This window comes from Pseudomonas ceruminis (assembly GCF_021602025.1).
GTDB classification, from domain to species: Bacteria; Pseudomonadota; Gammaproteobacteria; order Pseudomonadales; family Pseudomonadaceae; genus Aquipseudomonas; species Aquipseudomonas ceruminis.
On sequence record NZ_BQHW01000019.1, the window covers coordinates 1 to 19,468 of the forward strand.

General features: G+C 63.1%; 19 protein-coding genes. 13 read left to right on the plus strand and 6 right to left on the minus strand.

Going from position 1 to position 19,468, the window contains the following annotated elements; genetic code table 11:
- Window positions 1-180: 180 nt before the first annotated feature.
- Complete coding sequence (pyrE, locus tag L6D80_RS20275; protein ID WP_054901311.1) at window positions 181-822, minus strand: orotate phosphoribosyltransferase; 642 nt, start codon at window positions 820-822, stop codon at window positions 181-183.
- A gap of 80 nt (window positions 823-902) precedes the next feature.
- Between pyrE and L6D80_RS20280 the strand changes: the two genes are divergently transcribed.
- Entirely contained in the window at window positions 903-1,682 is a 780-nt protein-coding gene (locus L6D80_RS20280) for an exodeoxyribonuclease III (protein ID WP_008091582.1), read from the plus strand.
- A 40-nt stretch (window positions 1,683-1,722) separates the two neighbouring features.
- Here L6D80_RS20280 and rph read toward each other — a convergent pair whose 3' ends face one another.
- A complete protein-coding gene (gene rph / locus L6D80_RS20285; protein ID WP_046613695.1) occupies window positions 1,723-2,445 on the minus strand; it encodes a ribonuclease PH in 723 nt (240 codons plus the stop codon).
- A gap of 228 nt (window positions 2,446-2,673) precedes the next feature.
- Here rph and L6D80_RS20290 point away from each other — a divergent pair, with 228 nt between their 5' ends.
- Entirely contained in the window at window positions 2,674-3,537 is an 864-nt protein-coding gene (locus L6D80_RS20290; RefSeq protein ID WP_054901310.1) for a YicC/YloC family endoribonuclease, read from the plus strand.
- Window positions 3,538-3,550: 13 nt separating this feature from the next.
- Window positions 3,551-4,171: a guanylate kinase gene (gene gmk / locus L6D80_RS20295; protein WP_054901309.1), complete on the plus strand. Its 621-nt coding sequence runs from the start codon at window positions 3,551-3,553 to the stop codon at window positions 4,169-4,171.
- A 106-nt stretch (window positions 4,172-4,277) separates the two neighbouring features.
- On the opposite strand, the gene L6D80_RS20300 is transcribed toward gmk, so the two are convergent.
- From L6D80_RS20300 to L6D80_RS20310, 3 genes are all read right to left on the minus strand, one after another.
- On the minus strand, window positions 4,278-5,816 hold the full coding sequence (locus L6D80_RS20300) for an APC family permease (protein ID WP_054901308.1): 1,539 nt from the start codon (window positions 5,814-5,816) through the stop codon (window positions 4,278-4,280).
- Between the two features lie 113 nt (window positions 5,817-5,929).
- Window positions 5,930-6,703, minus strand: coding sequence for a gamma-glutamyl-gamma-aminobutyrate hydrolase family protein (locus L6D80_RS20305; RefSeq protein WP_176515843.1), 774 nt, complete (start codon window positions 6,701-6,703; stop codon window positions 5,930-5,932).
- 4 nt (window positions 6,704-6,707) lie between these two features.
- Window positions 6,708-8,051: a glutamine synthetase family protein gene (locus tag L6D80_RS20310; protein WP_371263304.1), complete on the minus strand. Its 1,344-nt coding sequence runs from the start codon at window positions 8,049-8,051 to the stop codon at window positions 6,708-6,710.
- A 244-nt stretch (window positions 8,052-8,295) separates the two neighbouring features.
- On the opposite strand from L6D80_RS20310, the gene L6D80_RS20315 reads away from it, so the two are divergent.
- From L6D80_RS20315 to L6D80_RS20335, 5 genes are all read left to right on the plus strand, one after another.
- Window positions 8,296-9,168, plus strand: a complete 873-nt coding sequence (locus L6D80_RS20315) for a LysR family transcriptional regulator (protein ID WP_054901305.1) — start codon at window positions 8,296-8,298, stop codon at window positions 9,166-9,168.
- Window positions 9,169-9,417: 249 nt separating this feature from the next.
- The gene (gene rpoZ, locus L6D80_RS20320; RefSeq protein ID WP_016394025.1) at window positions 9,418-9,681 is read left to right on the plus strand and encodes a DNA-directed RNA polymerase subunit omega; all 264 of its coding nucleotides are present in this window, start codon (window positions 9,418-9,420) and stop codon (window positions 9,679-9,681) included.
- Between the two features lie 59 nt (window positions 9,682-9,740).
- Window positions 9,741-11,849, plus strand: a complete 2,109-nt coding sequence (gene spoT, locus L6D80_RS20325) for a bifunctional GTP diphosphokinase/guanosine-3',5'-bis pyrophosphate 3'-pyrophosphohydrolase (protein WP_054901304.1) — start codon at window positions 9,741-9,743, stop codon at window positions 11,847-11,849.
- 23 nt (window positions 11,850-11,872) lie between these two features.
- Window positions 11,873-12,253, plus strand: a complete 381-nt coding sequence (locus L6D80_RS20330; RefSeq protein ID WP_043199829.1) for a RidA family protein — start codon at window positions 11,873-11,875, stop codon at window positions 12,251-12,253.
- 55 nt (window positions 12,254-12,308) lie between these two features.
- Complete coding sequence (locus tag L6D80_RS20335; RefSeq protein WP_176515841.1) at window positions 12,309-13,034, plus strand: hypothetical protein; 726 nt, start codon at window positions 12,309-12,311, stop codon at window positions 13,032-13,034.
- Between the two features lie 78 nt (window positions 13,035-13,112).
- On the opposite strand, the gene L6D80_RS20340 is transcribed toward L6D80_RS20335, so the two are convergent.
- Complete coding sequence (locus tag L6D80_RS20340) at window positions 13,113-13,970, minus strand: SDR family oxidoreductase (protein WP_054901302.1); 858 nt, start codon at window positions 13,968-13,970, stop codon at window positions 13,113-13,115.
- Window positions 13,971-14,161: 191 nt separating this feature from the next.
- Here L6D80_RS20340 and exbB point away from each other — a divergent pair, with 191 nt between their 5' ends.
- The 5 genes from exbB to recG all read left to right on the plus strand — a co-directional run bounded on the left by exbB (window position 14,162) and on the right by recG (window position 19,399).
- Window positions 14,162-15,133: a tonB-system energizer ExbB gene (exbB, locus tag L6D80_RS20345; protein ID WP_054901301.1), complete on the plus strand. Its 972-nt coding sequence runs from the start codon at window positions 14,162-14,164 to the stop codon at window positions 15,131-15,133.
- A gap of 3 nt (window positions 15,134-15,136) precedes the next feature.
- Window positions 15,137-15,565 carry a TonB system transport protein ExbD gene (gene exbD / locus L6D80_RS20350; RefSeq protein WP_054901300.1) on the plus strand — a complete coding sequence of 143 codons (429 nt, stop codon included), beginning with the start codon at window positions 15,137-15,139 and terminating at the stop codon, window positions 15,563-15,565.
- Window positions 15,562-16,296, plus strand: coding sequence for an energy transducer TonB (locus L6D80_RS20355; protein ID WP_054901299.1), 735 nt, complete (start codon window positions 15,562-15,564; stop codon window positions 16,294-16,296). Before exbD ends, L6D80_RS20355 begins: the two co-directional genes overlap by 4 nt.
- Window positions 16,297-16,390: 94 nt before the next feature.
- On the plus strand, window positions 16,391-17,317 hold the full coding sequence (locus L6D80_RS20360) for a hydrogen peroxide-inducible genes activator (RefSeq protein WP_054901298.1): 927 nt from the start codon (window positions 16,391-16,393) through the stop codon (window positions 17,315-17,317).
- A gap of 3 nt (window positions 17,318-17,320) precedes the next feature.
- Window positions 17,321-19,399, plus strand: a complete 2,079-nt coding sequence (recG, locus tag L6D80_RS20365; protein WP_054901297.1) for an ATP-dependent DNA helicase RecG — start codon at window positions 17,321-17,323, stop codon at window positions 19,397-19,399.
- Window positions 19,400-19,468: the final 69 nt, after the last annotated feature.

Sequence of the window (19,468 nt, forward strand, 5' to 3'; positions counted from 1 at the left end):
CAATCTGATCAACCACCGCCAATTTAAAAGACAGTGAGTAATCTCGCTGTGTGCGCTTTACACCTTGCTCCATCTGACTCTCCGGAAATTCGGGATGGGAGGTGTAAACCTTATTCAGGACGGGACAGCACAAACAAAAAGGCGACCCGCAAAGGTCGCCTTTTTGTTACCGCGCAGGCATCAGATCCCGTATTGCGCTCGGTACGCCTCTACCGCCGGCAGATGCTGTTTGAGCTGCGGGTCATCCGCCAGGAACTCCAGCACCTGGGTCAGCGAAACGATGCTGACCACCGGAATACCGAAGTCACGCTCCACTTCCTGGATCGCCGACAGCTCACCATTGCCGCGCTCTTCGCGGTTCAGCGCGATCAGCACGCCTGCGGCCTTGGCCTGCTGGGCATTGATGATCTGCATGACCTCGCGGATAGCAGTGCCGGCGGTAATCACGTCGTCGATGATCAGCACCTCACCGGCCAGCGGCGCGCCGACCAGGCTGCCGCCTTCGCCATGATCCTTGGCTTCTTTGCGGTTGAAGCACCACGGCACGTCGAGTTGATGCTGCTCGGCCAGGGCCACTGCGGTGGCCGCTGCCAGGGGGATACCCTTGTAGGCGGGGCCGAACAGGACGTCGAACGGGATCTTGCTGTCGACGATGGCCGCCGCGTAGCAACGCCCCAGCTGAGCCAGGGCAGAACCTGTGTTGAACAGGCCCGCATTGAAGAAGTACGGGCTGGTACGCCCCGATTTCAGGGTGAACTCACCGAAGCGCAGAACCCCGCGATCGATGGCAAAACGAATGAAGTCGCGCTGATACGGCTGCATGGAAAGTCCCGGACACCACGGATTTAGCTAAATGAGTTGAGCTCGGGTATCATACACGCACGAGATTTTTGGGGCCATTTATGCGGATCATCAGTGTGAACGTGAATGGCATTCAGGCTGCGGCCGAGCGTGGATTGCTCAGCTGGCTGCAAGCCCAGAATGCCGACGTCATCTGCCTTCAGGATACCCGCGCCTCGGCCTTTGAACTCGACGACCCAGCTTTCCAGCTCGATGGCTATTTCCTTTATGCCTGCGATGCGGAGGTACCCGCCCAAGGTGGCGTGGCACTTTACTCGCGCATGCAGCCCAAGGCAGTCATCACCGGCCTGGGCTTCGAGACAGCCGACCGCTACGGGCGTTATCTGCAAGCAGATTTCGACAAAGTCAGTATTGCCAGCCTGCTGCTGCCTTCGGGCATGAACGGCGACGAAGACTTGAACCAGAAGTTCAAGTTGATGGACGACTTCGCCAAATACCTGGACAAGCAGCGCCGCAAGCGCCGCGAGTACATCTATTGCGGCTCGTTCTACGTGGCGCAGCAGAAGCTCGACATCAAAAACTGGCGTGACAGCCAGCAGTCGCCTGGCTTCCTGCCGCCGGAGCGTGCGTGGATGGATGCGATCACCGGCGATATGGGTTACGTGGACGCCTTGCGCGAGGTCAGCCGTGAGGGCGACCAGTACAGCTGGTGGCCGGACAACGAGCAGGCCGAAATGCTCAACCTGGGCTACCGGTTCGACTACCAGATCCTCACCCCGGGTTTGCGCCGCTTTGTGCGTAACGCTCGCCTGCCGCGTCAGCCGCGCTTCTCGCAGCATGCGCCGCTGATCGTCGACTACGACTGGACGTTGACCATCTAAAAAACAATCGGGGCCGCAAAGCGGCCCCAATGGTTATTGCTCAGTCAGCCAGTGCGGCCTGCTGCAGCTCGAAGATCTCGTTCATGCCTTTTTGCGCCAGCGCCAGCATGGCGTTGAAGTCTTCAGGCTGGAACGGCGCACCCTCGGCGGTGCCCTGCACTTCGATGAACCCACCCGCGCTGGTCATGACCACGTTCAGGTCGGTCTCGGCGGCGGAGTCTTCCAGGTAATCCAGGTCCAGGACCGCTTCACCCTGGTACATACCAACCGATACCGCGGCGATCATGTGCTTGAGCGGGTTGCCTGCCTTGAGGCCGCCACGCTTCTTGATCACTGCCAGGGCGTCGCACAGGGCAACCATGGCACCGGTGATCGATGCGGTGCGGGTGCCGCCATCGGCCTGGATCACGTCGCAGTCGACGTACAGGGTGATGTCACCGAGCTTGCTCATGTCCAGTGCGGCACGCAGCGAGCGGCCGATCAGGCGCTGGATTTCCAGGGTGCGGCCACCCTGCTTGCCACGGCTGGCTTCGCGCTGGTTACGCTCGCCCGTGGAGCGCGGCAGCATGCCGTATTCGGCCGTCAGCCAGCCTTGGCCCTGGCCTTTGAGGAAGCGCGGCACGCCGTTCTCGACGCTGACCGTGCAGATGACCTTGGTGTCACCGAACTCGACCAGTACCGACCCTTCGGCGTGCTTGGTGTAGTTGCGGGTAATGCGGATCGAGCGGAGCTGATCGGCGGCGCGACCACTTGGACGTTTCATCTGGGATACCTGTACTGGGACTTTGAATCTGCCCAGCATTATAGAGCCCGCCGCCCGGCGAGGACATGCTTATTGTCGCGTCGCGGACAGCCTGTCGCCTTTTCCCGCCGCCATTAACCGCGCTCGGTAACATGGACGGATTGGGCTGCAAGGTCGCACTGCGCTACAATCCTGCGCCTTGCAGCCGAAAGGTTGCCCTGTTCAACTTATCAACGCGAGGTACTCTCCATGGTGCACAGCATGACCGCTTTTGCTCGTGTCGAGCGCGCAGGCAGCCAAGGCACCCTGGTCTGGGAACTGCGCTCGGTCAACCACCGTTATCTCGAGCCCCACCTGCGCCTGCCCGACGCCCTGCGCGACCTGGAAGGCGCGGTGCGCGAGGGCCTGCGCCAGGGCCTGTCACGCGGCAAGGTCGAATGCACCTTGCGCCTGCACGAAGACAACAGCGGCAAGCCACTGAACGTCGACCGCGAGCGCGCCGCGCAACTGGTCGCCGCCGCCGAAGAGGTGGCAGGCCTGATCAAGCAGCCAGCGCCGCTCAACCCGCTCGAGGTGCTGTCCTGGCCGGGCGTGCTGGTGGCCGACGCCAGCGACCCGCAGGCACTGAATGCCGAAGCCGTGGCGCTGTTCGACGACGCCCTGGCCGAACTCAAGGCCGGCCGCCTGCGCGAAGGCCAGGAACTGGCGCGCTTGATCAACGAGCGGCTCGACAGCATGGGCGCCGAGGTCACTACCCTGCGCGCCCTGGTACCACAGATGCTGGCCGCCCAACGGCAGAAGATCATCGACCGCTTCGGCGACCTCAAGGCCGAACTCGACCCACAGCGCCTGGAGCAGGAGATGGTGCTGCTGGCGCAAAAGAGCGACGTTGCCGAGGAACTGGACCGCCTCAGCACCCATGTCAATGAAGTACGCCGGGTGCTCAAGTCCGGCGGTGCCGCCGGCCGGCGTCTGGACTTCCTGATGCAGGAGCTCAACCGCGAAGCCAATACCCTGGGCTCCAAGGCCTTCGACCCGCGTAGCACGCAAGCGGCGGTCAACCTGAAGGTACTGATCGAACAGATGCGTGAACAAGTACAGAACATCGAGTAAGGCCACCCCGACCATGAACCACAGCAGCGGCACCCTTTATATCGTTTCGGCCCCGTCCGGTGCCGGCAAGACCAGCCTGGTCAACGCCCTGATCAAAGACGACAAACGCGTCAGCGTGTCTGTCTCGCACACTACCCGCGGCAAACGCCCGGGCGAGGAGCACGGCGTCAACTATCACTTCGTCAGCCATGAAGCGTTCAAGGCACTGATCGACAAGAACGATTTCCTTGAACACGCTGAAGTGTTCGGCAACTTCTACGGCACCTCGCGCAGCACGTTGCAGCAAGTGCTGGACCGGGGCGATGACCTGATTCTGGAAATCGACTGGCAAGGCGCCCGCCAGGTGCGCGAGCTGATGCCCGAAGCGCGTTCGATCTTCATCCTGCCGCCGAGCCTGGAGGCCCTGCGCCATCGTCTGGACGGCCGGGGCCAGGACAGCGATGAGATCATTGCCGGGCGCATGAAAGAAGCGGTCAGCGAGATGGTGCACTACGACGAGTATGAGTACGTCATCATCAATGACAACTTCGACGCGGCACTGGAAGAGTTGAAGGCGGTGTTCCGCTCGAACCGTTTGCTGTTGCAGAAGCAGCAGGCACGGCACGAGACGCTGCTAAAGCAACTGATCGGCTGAAGATTCACGGGTAACCCCGCCCCAGAGGCCCTGCGCCGTTGCCATGAACGACGTTGTACCCCTGGGGTGGGGTTACCCGCGAAGGGCTGCGAGGCAGCCCATTGTTTTACTCTTGCAGCTGCAGGGTCGCCTGCTGGCGCAGGGTAGCCCCCAGGAAATACGCCGGCGCTCGCATCCGCGACAGCATCATCAGCACAATCCCGAGTGCCGAGATGATCGCCGCAATCACGAACACCAGCCCCAGCCCACCCACGTGCGAGCCACTGCCAAAGTCTGGCGAGGCGCTGTCGATCGCGGTACGTACGAAAATCACCGACAGAATCACACCCCCTACCAGCGGGCACAGGCCACGCATGAAGAAGTGACGCAGGCTGTCGAACAGGCTGTGGCGGAAGTACCAGACGCAGGCAAATGCGGTCAGCGAATAGTAGAAGCAGATCATCATGCCCAGGGCGGTGATGGTGTCTGCCAGCACGTTCTCGCTCAAGGTACGCATGGTCACGTAGAACAGGCCCGCGGCAATACCCGCGCAGATGGTCGCATAACGCGGCGTTTGCGAGCGCGGGCAGACACTGGCAAAGCGCTGCGGTACGGCGCCGTAATACCCCATGGCGAGCAAAGTGCGCGCTGGCGAAACAAAAGTGGACTGCAACGACGCCGCCGTGCTGGCCAGTACGGCAATGGACATCAGGATCGCCAGCGGCCCCATGACCGGGCCGGCCAGGTGGGCGAAGACGTTCTCCTGAATACGTGGGTTGTTCAGGCCGAGGCCGACATCGCTGATACCGGCAAACTGCAGGGTGGCAATGGCGGTCAGCAGGTACAGACCAAGGATCAGCAGCACCGTCCAGGTGGCCGCCTTGCCAGGCACCTCGTCACTGCCAACCGACTCCTCGCTGACAGTCAGGCACACGTCCCAACCCCAGAAGATGAAGATCGACAGCGACAGCCCCGCAGCAAACGCCGAGAACGACTCGACGCCAAACGGGTTGAACCAGGCGAAGTCGAATTCCAGAGGTGGCGGCGCCGTGGTACCGCCGAATGCTGCAAAGGCAAAGCCGATCAGCACCATCAGTTGCAGGGCCACCAGGCCATACTGCACCGTCATGGTGGTGGCCATGCCACGGCAACAGATCCACACCGCCAAGGCGATAAACACGCAACAGGTGGTGATGTTGATCAAAAGGTTATCTGCCAACGCAGCCAAGGCATGGTGGCCGGTGATCTGCCCAAGGAACAGGTAGAAGAAGTCCACTGCAACGCCTGCCAGGTTCGACAGCACGATGGTCGTGGCAACCACCAGCCCCCAGCCACCAATCCAGCCAATCATCGGGCCGAAGGCACGCGCAGACCAGGTAAACGAGGTGCCGCTGTCCGGTTCCGCCGAGTTCAGCTCGCGATAGCCGAGGGCGACCAGCAGCATGGGGAGGAAACCAACGATGAACACGGCGGGAAGGTGAGCGCCGACCTCACGTACGGTCGGGCCGAGGGCGCCGGTCAGGGTGTAGACCGGGGCAATGGTAGAAATGCCCAGCACCACGCTGGCCAACAGGCCAAGACGGCCCTTGGCCAGGCCTTTGCTGCGCTGAGTGCTGCCCGAGTCGGCCGCATCGGGTGGGCGGCCGGCTTCTGTGTAATTGCTCATGAGTATTTGCCGTCGATATTGGTATTGTTTTCACAGGCCATGCGAACACGGCCTGCTTTCACTCATTGAAAGCGTGCAGCGAAAGGTGCGTCATCCAAGACTTTCGGCTGACATCAGCCGGCCTTGCGGCGAGATACCTCCCGTGCAGCATGGGCAATGCAGGCTTCGCGGAACGCCTGGAAAAGGCGCCGGGAAACCGGGTTGTCGGCGAAACGCCATTCCGGGTGCCACTGCACGCCGAGCACGAAGCCCGGCGCGTCAGGCATGGACACCGCTTCGATCAGGCCATCCGGGGCCCGTGCTTCGACACGCAGCCCAGGGGCCAGGCGGTCGATGCCCTGGCTGTGCAGCGAGTTGACCTCGAACTGCGCAGCCAGGCCCAGGCGCTCGAACATCCCACCCGGCTCGATGCCGACGGGGTGACGAGGGCCGTATTGCACCTCAAGGGGTGCGTCCTCAGGTTCACGGTGGTCCAGGTAACCAGGCAGTTCCTGCACCCGCTGGTGCAAGCTCCCACCCAGGGCCACATTCAGCTCCTGGAAACCACGACAGATGCAGAACACCGGTACACCGGCGGCAATGGCCGCCTGCAGCAGCGGCAAGGTCAGGCGGTCACGTGCAAGATCGTGCCGGGTTCCTTCCGCGCTGGGGGCGCCATTGTAATGATGCGGCTCGACATTTGAAGGCGAACCGGTAAAAAGAATGCCATCGAGTTGGGCCAGCAGCGCCTGCGTGTCGCTGCCCCCGTCGCGCGCTGGCAGAATCAGCGGAAGTCCGGCAAAGCCGGCCGCCTCGACATACTTGTCGCCCACCGTGTGCGACGAGTTCTTCCCCACCTGCTGGCGGCAGGCGCTGACACCGATCAAGGGGACCGCATTTGCGCTCATGGGCTTACACCGTGTGCAGGTACCAGTTGTACTCGAGGTCGGAGATCGACACTTCGAATTCGGCCAGCTCGCTTTCCTTGCAGGCCACGAAGATATCGATGTAGTCCGGGCTGATGTATTGGTTCAGGACCTCGCTGTCATCCAGTGCACGCAGGGCGTCGCGCAGGTTGTTCGGCAGGCTCTGCTCCAGCTGCTCGTACGAATTGCCTTCGATCGGTGCGCCCGGTTCGACCTTGCTGGTCAGCCCGTGGTGGATACCGGCGAGGATCGCGGCGAGCATCAGGTACGGGTTGGCGTCGGCGCCGGCCACACGGTGCTCGATGCGCACGTTGTCGCTGCTGTCGGTTGGCACGCGAACCGCTACGGTGCGGTTATCCAAGCCCCAGCTCGGTGCGTTGGGCACATAGAACTGTGCGCCAAAACGACGGTACGAGTTGATGTTCGGGCAGAGGAAGGCCATCGATGCAGGCATGGTTTCCAGCACGCCACCGATGGCGTGGCGCAGCGTGTCGCTTTGCAGCGGGTCATCGCTGGCGAAAATGTTCTTGCCGGTCTTCTTGTCCAGCAGCGAGATGTGCACATGCAGGCCATTGCCCGCCTGGCCCGGATAGGGCTTGGCCATGAAGGTGGTGTCCATTTCATGGTCGTAGGCGACGTTCTTGATCAGGCGCTTGAGCAGGATCGCGTAGTCGCAGGCCTTGAGCGGGTCGGCAACGTGGTGCAGGTTGACCTCGAACTGCGCAGGGGCGCTTTCCTTGACGATCGCGTCGGCCGGAAGTCCCTGCTCCTTGGCGGCTTCGAGCATGTCCTGCAGACAGTCGGCGTACTCGTCGAGGTCGTCGATCAGGTAGACCTGGGTCGACTGCGGGCGCTTGCCAGAGATGGGCGAGCGTGGCGGCTGCGGGCGACCGTTGAGGTTGTCCTGGTCGATCAGGTAGAACTCCAGCTCGAACGCGGCGCAGATAGCCAGGCCCATGGCGTCGAACTTGCTCACCACCTGGCGCAGCACTTCACGCGGGTCGGCAAAGAACGGCTCGCCTTCGAGCTCGTGCATGGTCATCAACAACTGGGCGGTGGGGCGCTTCTGCCAGGGCTCGTTGCAGAGCGTGCCAGGGATGGGGAAGCAAATACGGTCGGCATCGCCAATGTCCAGCCCAAGGCCCGTGCTTTCAACGGTCGAGCCGTTGATATCGAGGGCGAACAGCGACGCTGGCAGGTTGATCCCCTTCTCGTACACCTTGTGCAGGCTGGCCCGCTCGATGCGCTTGCCACGTACCACGCCATTCATGTCGGAGATCAGCAGATCGACGTACTGCGTGTCCGGATGGGCCTGGAGGAAGTCTTTCATCTCGCTGGAAGAACTGGCGCACGGGGTGACCGACGTCATGGTGTACATCCTTTGATGTGCTGCGGCGATGTGGGGGTACGGCTGGCGCCTCACGGGCGACGATGGTTGCAGCTGTTGTTTTTTTCACTTTCCCATCGTGGGGATTGGTTGCCCGACCGGGCGCATTGATTCCCAGGGGCGGTTCCACTATAAAATGGCCTCAATGCAACAGACATTGGCAATTCGGCAAGCAGAGCGTGCACCAATGCAATATCAGATTACCCATGCCGACCTTTCCCTGGTCCTGGCGCTGGAACGCGGTCGCTCGCTGGCCAAGGCCGCCGAACTGCTCAAGGTCGACGTTTCCACCGTATTCCGCTCGATCCGCCGGCTGGAATCGGCGCTCGGTACCGCGCTGTTCGTCAAGAGCCGCAAAGGCTACCTGCCAACCGACACTGCCCAGGCCCTGGCTGAACAGGCCGAACGGGCTGAGCAGGCACTGGAGGCGGCGCGCATCGCCATGACCAGTGGCGAACAGGTGGTCAGTGGCACCGTTCGCCTGACCTGCACCGAAGCGGTGATGCACAGCTTGCTGCTGCCCGCGCTGGCAGCCTTCATGCCCAACTACCCGGCGCTGTCATTGGAAATGGGCACCTCCAACACCTTCGCCAACCTCAGCCGCCGCGACGCCGACATCGCCTTGCGGCTGACCAATACGCCGCCGGAACACCTGGTGGGGCGCTGCCTGGGCTCCACGTCCTACGTGATCTGTGGCCAGCCACAGTGGCGCGAGCGCCTGGCCGAGTCGCACAACAGCGTGCCCTGGATAGCCCCCGACGATTCGATGCAGGATCACCCTACCGTGGTCTGGCGCAATCAGCACAACCCAGGGCTGAGCCCGCGCTACCAGTGCAGCAGCATGTCGACCATCGCGCAGCTGGTAAGCACCGGCCTTGGCGTCGCAGCGCTGCCCGACTACATGGTGGATGCCCTGCCCGGTGTCGATGCCCTGAGCGGGCCGCTGCCGGGCTGTGATACCCAGCTATGGCTGCTGACCCGACCGGATTGCCGGGCGCTGCGATCGGTGCAGACCTTGTTCGAGGAGCTGACCCCGCGGTTGCGTGACGCGATGCTCTGAGGTTATCGTCAGGCTCACGGGTGAGGGTGTCTGTTGCGGCACTTTCGCGGGCAAGCCCGCGCCTGGTAAGTGAGCGGTGCGGGTGAGAAAAGTACAGATCCGGTGGGAACGGGCTTGCCCGCGAAGAAGTCTGCACAGTGCCGTCCGGCAAAACAGCGCTTCCCTATTGGCTGGTGAATTTTTATACTATCGAGTCCGCCTGCCCACTATTGGGCTGCACGCCCATCGCATTTGCTACTGAGGAAGACCATGGCCCGCGTAACTGTTGAAGACTGCCTGGAACACGTGGATAACCGTTTTGAGCTGGTCATGCTCTCGACCAAGCGCGCCCGTCAGCTGGCTACCGGCGGCAAAGAGCCGCGCGTAGCATGGGAAAACGACAAACCGACCGTGGTCGCCCTGCGCGAAATCGCCGAAGGTATCGTCACCCCTGAGTTCATCGCCGCCGAAGAGATCGTCACCGAGGATCCGGTCTTCGCCGCGTTCGAGGACGAGTCCAACGAGGCTGTCTGATCCATGCCTGGTCGACGTCGCGCGGCACAAGGCCCTCTTCCTCGGCAAGAGGTGAAACCATGCCGGGCATAGAAGCCTTAGCCGAACGGCTGTCGACCTACCTGGGCCCCGAACAGGTCAACCTGGTTCGCCGGGCCTACTTCTACGCCGAACAGGCGCACGATGGGCAACGCCGCCGCAGCGGCGAACCCTACGTGACCCATCCGCTGGCCGTGGCCAGCATCCTCGCCGACATGCACATGGACCATCAGAGCCTGATGGCGGCCATGCTGCACGACGTGATCGAAGATACCGGCATCGCCAAGGAAGCCCTCAGCCAGCAATTTGGCGAGACGGTTGCCGAGCTGGTCGACGGGGTCAGCAAACTGACCCAGATGAACTTCGAGACCAAGGCCGAGGCGCAGGCCGAGAACTTCCAGAAGATGGCCATGGCCATGGCGCGCGACATCCGCGTGATCCTGGTCAAACTGGCCGACCGCCTGCACAACATGCGTACCCTGGAAGTGCTGTCCGGCGAGAAACGCCGGCGTATCGCCAAGGAAACCCTGGAAATCTACGCCCCCATCGCCAACCGGCTGGGCATGCACACCGTGCGCGTGGAATTCGAGGACCTCGGCTTCAAGGCCATGCACCCGATGCGTTCGTCGCTGATCCACCGGGCAGTCAAGAGCGCACGCGGCAACCGCAAGGAGATCGTCGCCAAGATCGAGCAATCGCTGGCCAACTGCCTTGCTGCCGACGGTATCCAGGGCGAGGTCAGCGGCCGGCAGAAACACCTCTATGGCATCTACAAGAAGATGCGCGGCAAACGCCGCGCCTTCAACGAGATCATGGACGTGTATGCCTTCCGCATCATCGTCGACAAGGTCGACACCTGCTACCGCGTGCTCGGTGCCGTGCACAACCTGTACAAGCCGCTGCCCGGGCGCTTCAAGGATTACATCGCGATTCCCAAGGCCAACGGCTATCAGTCGTTGCACACCACGCTGTTCGGCATGCACGGCGTGCCCATCGAAATCCAGATCCGCACCCGCGAGATGGAAGAGATGGCCAACAACGGCATCGCCGCGCACTGGCTGTACAAGTCCAACGACGACGAGCAGCCCAAGGGCAGCCACGCCCGCGCACGCCAATGGGTCAAGGGCATCCTCGAGCTGCAGCAGCGCGCAGGCAACTCGCTGGAATTCATCGAGAGCGTGAAGATCGACCTGTTCCCGGACGAGGTCTACGTCTTTACCCCCAAAGGCCGGATCATGGAGCTGCCAAAAGGCTCCACCGCCGTCGACTTCGCCTATGCGGTGCACACCGACGTGGGCAACAGTTGCATCGCCTGCCGCATCAACCGACGCCTGGCGCCGCTGTCCGAACCGCTGCAAAGCGGCTCGACGGTAGAAATCGTCAGTGCCCCAGGTGCCCGGCCCAACCCGGCCTGGCTCAACTTCGTGGTCACCGGCAAGGCCCGCACGCACATCCGCCACGCCCTCAAGCAGCAACGCCGCTCCGAGTCGATCAACCTGGGCGAGCGCCTGTTGAACAAGGTGCTGACCGGCTTCGACAGCAGCCTGGACAAGATCCCCCAGGAGCGCATCAATGCGATTCTGGCCGAATACCGCCTGGAGCTGATCGAAGACCTGCTCGAAGACATCGGCCTGGGCAACCGCATGGCCTATGTGGTCGCCCGTCGCCTGCTGTCGGCCGAGGGCGAGCCGTTGCCCGCACCAGAAGGCCCGCTGGCGATCCGCGGCACCGAAGGCCTGGTGCTGAGCTACGCCAAATGCTGTACGCCGATCCCGGGTGACCCGATCGTCGGCCACCTCTCGGCGGGCAAGGGCATGGTCGTGCACCTGGAAAACTGCCGCAACATCAGTGAAATCCGGCATAACCCAGAGAAGTGCGTGCAGCTTTCCTGGGCCAAGGACATCACCGGCGAATTCAACGTCGAATTGCGTGTCGAGCTCGAACACCAGCGCGGCCTGATCGCCCTGCTGGCCAGCAGCGTCAACGCCGCCGACGGCAACATCGAGAAGATCAGCATGGACGAACGCGACGGCCGTATCAGCGTTGTCCAACTGGTGGTCAGCGTGCACGACCGCGTGCACCTGGCTCGTGTGATCAAGAAGCTGCGTACGCTGACAGGTGTGGTTCGCATCACCCGCATGCGTACGTAGTCCGCCAACCGCAAGGAGTCATCATGAGCAAGACCGTCATCAACAGCGACAAGGCACCTGCCGCTATCGGCACCTACTCGCAAGCGATCAAGGCCGGCAATACCGTGTACATGTCGGGCCAGATCCCGCTGGACCCGAAGACCATGGAACTGGTTGAAGGCTTCGAAGCCCAGACCGTGCAGGTCTTCGAGAACCTCAAGTCGGTGGCCGAAGCCGCTGGCGGCTCGTTCAAGGACATCGTCAAGCTGAACATCTTCCTCACTGACCTGAGCCATTTCGCCAAGGTCAACGAGGTGATGGGTCGCTACTTCGAGCAGCCTTACCCAGCCCGCGCCGCCATTGGCGTTGCCGCGCTGCCTAAAGGCGCCCAGGTCGAAATGGACGCTATCCTGGTCATCGAGTGATGCCACCGGTGACGGGCGCCCTGCCCGTCACCATCCAGCTCAAGGTTATTCCATCATGCGTCAAGCACTGCCTCTCGCGCTGGCAGCCCTGCTTCTGAGCGGCTGCGCCAGCCACAAACCTGAAGATTTCAACGGCACCTGGGTCAACCAGGACGCCATCAAAGCCGCCGTAAAAGGTGGCAGCCTGCGCCAAGCCCTGAACGAACACGGCCCGGTCTTCGAGTGGAAGCTCGACGTGGCCAATCAACAGGCCAGCTACAGCAATGGTTTCGAAGCCGCTGACGGCCAGCTGACCGCCAACGAGAAGCAATGGCAGGCCAGTTTCGAAGGTGGCCAGGTCGAGCAATTGGCACTGGACGGCGACGAGCTCAAGAGCACCGATCAGTCCGGTGCCCAGCAGACCTTCGTGCGCGCCAAGCAGCCTGGCAATGCACCGTTGGGTGGTAGCTTCGAGAAAGCGCTGTACCAGTCCTACCTGGGCGGTGACTGGAAGATCGTCGAAGGCCAGGGCCAAGGCGGCGTGGTGCGTTTTGCCGACAATGGCAGCGTCACTGGCCTGCCCGGCCCGGACCGTTACGCCCTGTGCCTGGCAGGCGATTGCGCCAGCATGGGCGGGAGCAACGACAGCCTGTGGCTGGAGCGCAACCAGCGCGGTGCGCCGTTCATCTTCAAGCGCGATGGCGACAAGCTGGAGATTTTCCAGGCGGTAAACCGTGCGCAGCCGGATGAAATGCCTGAGTTGGCGGCGGGGAATCGCCAGTGGGTGCTGGAGAAGGATTGAGCCCTCCTACACCGGACCTTTCGCGGGTGCCCCACTGACTGCTCATTCAGCGGAGTACCCGGGAAAGGACCAGACACCTCACCCCTTCTCCTTCAGAATGGCCGCATACCCTTCTTTATAGCTCGGATACGCCGGCACCCAACCCAAGGCCCGCGCTCGCGCATTGCTGCAGCGCTTGCTGCCAGTGCGCCGTACCCGCTGCTCATCGGACCACTCGGTAACGCCCATGTACGCGCGCAACCAGGCCACCACATCGGCCAGCGGTGCCGGGTCGTCGTCCACTCCTATATAACATGCGTCCAGTGCCACACCCTCGGCATCGGCTTGCAGCAGGAACGCCAGCAGGCTGGCCGCATCCTCCGCATGAATACGGTTGCCATACAGCGGTGGTGCCTCGGCTACACGATAGCCCTGACGTACTTGGCTTAGCAGCCACTCACGGCCCGGCCCATAGATCCCAGTCAGTCGCACGATGCTTGCCGGGATACCACTGGCCAACGCCAACTGTTCGGCTTCCAGCATCACACGCCCCGAATAACCTTCCGGCTCGGTGGCGGCCGTTTCATCGATCCACTCACCCTCCTTTTGCGCAAACACACTGCTGCTGGACACGAACAGCAGGCGCCGCGGGCGCTGGCCTTTCTCGGCCAACCACGCCAGCACATGGCGCAGACCCTCGACGTAAGCCGCCTGGTATCCCGCCTCGTCGTGCTGGCTGGCCGCCACGCAATACACCAGGTAGTCCGGCGAACGCTGTGGCCAAGCCTGGGGCAGGCTCGGCTCGCACAGGTCGGCGGCAACCGGGGCGACCCCTTGCGGAAGGCGCTCGACCGAGCGCCGCAAGCCGCTCACCTGCCACCCACGGGCCAGCAGTTGACGGGCCAGACGGCTGCCTACATCACCACAACCTACGATCAATGCTGATAGGTCTGACATCACTAAACTCCCTAGACCAAAGGATCAGGCTAGCCGGATTACACGATAGGCGGCTAGACCATGGGCGAAAAAAGCAACAAGATTACTTTTGTTAACAAGAATTACTTGCAATAATGGCACCCCTATCTGTTCTCGGCCTATCTCGAGGCCTTGGAGAACGCTCACTTTTTTCTTCATCAGGTCCGGCCAGCATGACACGTACTCAACCTTCCGCTTCGCCAACCCCGTCGCGCGCATGGCGTGCCATCGCCGCGCTGATGTTCAGCCTGGTGCTGGCCCCGGTGGCAATGGCCGATGAGCCAGCCGCCAATGCCAGTACGCCAGCCGCCGCCACCGCGCCGGCTACCCCGGCGACCGAAGGCCAGGTGCCTGCGGGTGCTGCCCAGGCAGCCACCCCGGTCGACGCCCCGGCGGCAGCCGACCCAAGCGTCGAAGCGCTGGTCGAGGACACCTCCCTGGGCATGGCCCACGACCTGTCGCCGTGGGGCATGTACAAGAACGCCGACATCGTGGTGAAGGCAGTCATGATTGGCCTGGCGATCGCCTCGATCATCACCTGGACCATCTGGATCGCCAAAGGCTTCGAGCTGATGGGCGCCAAGCGTCGCCTGCGCGGTGAGATCGCCCAGCTGAAGAAGTCCGCCAGCCTCAAGGAAGCCAGCGAAGTCTCCAACAAGGAAGGCACCCTGGCCCACACCCTGGTCCACGACGCCCTCGAAGAAATGCGCCTGTCGGCCAATGCCCGCGAGAAAGAAGGCATCAAGGAACGCGTCAGCTTCCGCCTGGAGCGCCTGGTGGCCGCAAGCGGCCGTACCATGAGCAGCGGCACCGGCGTGCTCGCCACCATCGGTTCCACCGCGCCATTCGTCGGCTTGTTCGGTACGGTATGGGGCATCATGAACAGCTTCATCGGCATCGCCAAGACCCAGACCACCAACCTCGCGGTCGTGGCGCCAGGTATTGCCGAAGCCCTGCTGGCCACTGCCTTGGGCCTGGTCGCAGCAATCCCGGCGGTGGTCATCTACAACGTCTTCGCCCGCTCCATTGCCGGCTACAAGGCTCAGGTGTCCGACGCTTCGGCGCAGGTCCTGCTGCTGGTCAGCCGTGACCTCGACCACCAGGGTGGCGAGCGCGCCGCCCCGCACATGGTGAAAGTGGGGTAAGCCATGGGCCTGCATCTCAACGAAGGTGGCGACGACCTCGCCGAAAACCACGAAATCAACGTCACGCCGTTCATCGACGTGATGCTGGTACTGCTGATCATCTTCATGGTGGCCGCGCCCCTGGCCACGGTCGACATCAAGGTCGATCTGCCTGCCTCGACCGCCAAGCCGGCGCCGAGGCCCGAGAAGCCCGTGTTCGTCAGCGTCAAGGCCGACCAGAAGCTGTACGTCGGCGACGATCAGGTACCTGCCCCTGACCAGCTTGGCCGGATGCTCGACGCCAAGACCAAGGGTGACAAGGAAACCACCATCTTCTTCCAGGCCGACAAAGGCGTGGATTACGGTGACCTGATGGAAGTGATGAACAACATGCGCGCGGCCGGCTACCTCAAAGTCGGTCTGGTAGGTCTCGAGACGGCAGCCAAGAAATGACGAAGACGCGGCACAATCTGGCGCGTTACAGCGGCAGCCTGGCCCTTGTGCTGGGTGTCCATGCCGTCGCTGTGCTGCTCACGCTCAACTGGTCGGTGCCCCAGGCCATCGAGCTGCCCCCGGCAGCCATGATGGTCGAGCTGGCACCGCTGCCCGAGCCCGCACCGCCACCACCACCCAAGGCCGCTCCACAACCGCCGGCACCGGTAGAAGAACCACCGCTGCCCAAGGTAGCCGAGGCGCCGAAACCGAAGATCGCCATCGCCAAGCCGCCCAAGCCCAAACCCAAGCCTCAACCTCCGAAGCCTGAGAAGAAGCCTGAGCCGCCGCGGGATGAACCACCCACCAAGGAACACGTAGCGGACACGCCGCCCAGCAACACGCCACCGCAGAAGTCGGCGGCACCGGCGCCGAGCATTGCCTCCAACAGCCAAGCGTTGCCAACCTGGCAGAGCGACCTGCTGCGCCACCTGGCGAAGTACAAGCGCTACCCGGAAGACGCACGCCGCCGTGGCCTGCAAGGCATCAACCGCCTGCGTTTCGTGGTCGACGCCGAAGGCAAGGTGGTGTCGTACTCGATGGCCGGTGGTTCGGGCAGCGCGGCACTGGACCGGGCAACCCTGGAGATGATCCGCCGGGCCGGCACTGTACCCAAGCCGCCACCGGAGTTGCTGAACAATGGCACGATCGAAGTCGTGGCGCCGTTCGTCTACTCGCTGGACCGTCGCTGATACTTTTGTTTCTGTCACACATCGGCAAGTCTGATAACGTGCGTCTATCGATTGCAGCCGCTATGCTGGGCTCGCAACTTCATGGACGCACGTTATGACCCTCACAGAACTTCGCTACATCGTCACCCTCGCCCAGGAGCAGCACTTCGGCCACGCCGCCGAGCGTTGCCATGTCAGCCAGCCCACCTTGTCGGTCGGTGTGAAAAAGCTTGAGGACGAGCTTGGCGTGCTGATCTTCGAACGCAGCAAGAGCGCGGTGCGCCTGACCCCGGTCGGCGAAAGCATTGTCGCCCAGGCGCAGAAGGTGCTGGAGCAGGCCCAGGGTATCCGCGAACTGGCCCAGGCGGGCAAGAACCAGCTGACCGCCCCGCTGAAGGTCGGTGCCATCTACACCGTCGGCCCCTATCTGTTCCCCCACCTGATCCCGCAGCTGCACCGTGTGGCACCCCAGATGCCGCTGTACATCGAAGAGAACTTCACCCACGTGCTGCGCGAAAAACTGCGCAATGGCGAACTGGACGCGGTGATCATTGCCCTGCCGTTCAATGAAGCCGACGTGCTGACGCTGCCGCTGTACGATGAACCATTCTGCGCGCTGATGCCGGCCGACCATCCCTGGACGGCAAAAAAGACCATCGACACCGCCATGCTCAACGACAAGAGCCTGCTGCTGCTCGGTGAGGGCCACTGCTTCCGCGATCAGGTTCTGGAAGCGTGCCCGACGCTGAACAAAGGTGGCGAAGGCGCCAAGCACACCACCGTTGAGTCCAGCTCGCTGGAAACCATCCGCCACATGGTCGCTTCCGGCCTGGGCGTGTCGATCCTGCCGCTGTCGGCGGTGCATAGCCACCACTACGCGCCTGGGGTCATCGAAGTGCGCCCGCTCACCGCGCCTGCGCCGTTCCGCACCGTGGCCATCGCCTGGCGCGCCAGCTTCCCGCGGCCGAAGGCGATCGAGATCCTTGCCGACTCGATCCGTCTCTGTTCGGTGGCCAAACCGCCTGTGGAACAGCCGGCCTGAGTCATGACTGAGCTGTCGAAGGTCTCGGTCACAGCGCTCAAGGGCGTAGGCGAAGCCATGGCGGAAAAGCTCGCCAAGGTAGGCCTGGAAAACCTGCAGGACATGCTGTTCCACCTGCCGCTGCGCTATCAGGATCGCACCCGTGTCGTGCCCATCGGCGCACTGCGCCCTGGCCAGGATGCCGTGATCGAGGGCGTGGTCAGCGGCGCCGACGTGACCATGGGCAAGCGCCGCAGCCTGGTGGTGCGCCTGGGCGATGGCACCGGTGTGCTGAGCCTGCGCTTCTACCACTTCAGCAATGCGCAAAAGGAAGGCCTCAAGCGTGGCACCCACCTGCGTTGCTATGGCGAAGCGCGCCCCGGCGCCTCGGGCCTGGAGATCTACCACCCGGAGTACCGCGCACTCAACGGCGACGAGCCACCGCCTCCGGTCGAGCAGACCCTGACGCCGATCTACCCGACCACCGAAGGCCTCACCCAGCAGCGGCTGCGCCTGCTCTGCCAGCAGAGCCTGGGCATGCTCGGCCCGCGCAGCCTGCCAGACTGGCTGCCCGACGAGCTGGCCCGCGACTACCACCTGGCACCGCTGGACGATGCCATTCGCTACTTGCACAACCCCCCAGCCGAGGCCGACCTCGACGAGCTCGCCGAGGGCCAGCATTGGGCCCAGCACCGCCTGGCCTTCGAGGAACTGCTGACCCATCAGCTGTCGCAGCAACGCCTGCGCGAAAGCCTGCGCAGCCTGCGTGCGCCACTGCTGCCCAAGGCCAACCGCCTGCAGGCGCAGTACCTGGCCAACCTGGGTTTCAAGCCGACTGGCGCCCAGCAGCGCGTAGCCAACGAAATCGCCTACGACCTGAGCCAGACTGAACCGATGATGCGACTGGTTCAGGGCGATGTGGGTGCCGGCAAGACCGTGGTCGCTGCACTCGCCGCGCTGCAGGCCCTTGAAGCGGGCTATCAGGTGGCGCTGATGGCGCCCACCGAGATTCTCGCCGAACAGCACTACATCACCTTCAAGCGCTGGCTCGAACCGCTGGGGATCGAAGTCGCCTGGCTGGCCGGCAAGCTCAAGGGCAAGGCCCGCGCCAGCGCCCTGGAGCAGATCGCCAACGGCGCGCCGATGGTTGTCGGCACCCATGCATTGTTCCAGGAAGAGGTACAGTTCAAGCACCTGGCCCTGGCGATCATCGACGAGCAGCACCGTTTTGGCGTGCAGCAACGCCTGGCGCTGCGCAAGAAGGGTGTGGCCGGCGAGCTGTGCCCCCATCAGCTGATCATGACCGCCACACCGATCCCGCGGACCCTGGCCATGAGCGCCTACGCCGACCTCGACACCTCGGTGCTCGACGAGCTGCCGCCGGGGCGCACGCCGGTCAATACCGTGCTGGTCGCCGACAGCCGCCGCTTCGAGGTGGTCGAGCGGGTACGCGCCGCTTGCGCCGAGGGACGCCAGGCGTACTGGGTATGCACCCTGATCGAGGAATCCGAAGAGCTCACCTGCCAAGCCGCGCAGAGCACCTACGAGGAACTTGGCAGCGCCTTGGGCGAGCTGCGTGTGGGCCTGATCCACGGGCGCATGAAACCTGCGGAAAAGGCCGCGGTGATGGCCGATTTCAAGCAAGGCAACCTGCAACTGCTGGTGGCCACCACCGTCATCGAGGTTGGCGTGGACGTGCCCAACGCCAGTCTGATGATCATCGAGAACCCTGAACGCCTCGGCCTGGCCCAGTTGCACCAGCTGCGCGGCCGGGTAGGCCGAGGCAGTGCGGTGAGTCACTGCGTGCTGCTCTATCACCCGCCGCTGTCGCAGATTGGCCGCGAACGCCTGGGGATCATGCGCGAAACCAACGATGGCTTCGTCATTGCTGAAAAAGACCTTGAGCTGCGCGGCCCTGGCGAAATGCTCGGTACCCGCCAGACAGGCTTGCTGCAGTTCAAGGTCGCCGACCTGATGCGCGATGCCGACCTGTTGCCAGCGGTGCGTGATGCCGCCCAGGCATTGATCGCACGCTGGCCTGAACATGTCAGCCCATTACTCGACCGCTGGCTGCGCCACGGCCAGCAATATGGCCAGGTGTGACGCTAGTCCCAGAATGGATCCAGCTTTGCGACCAGACTGGTTATACTTCGCCTTCAAAAGAATCAGTGG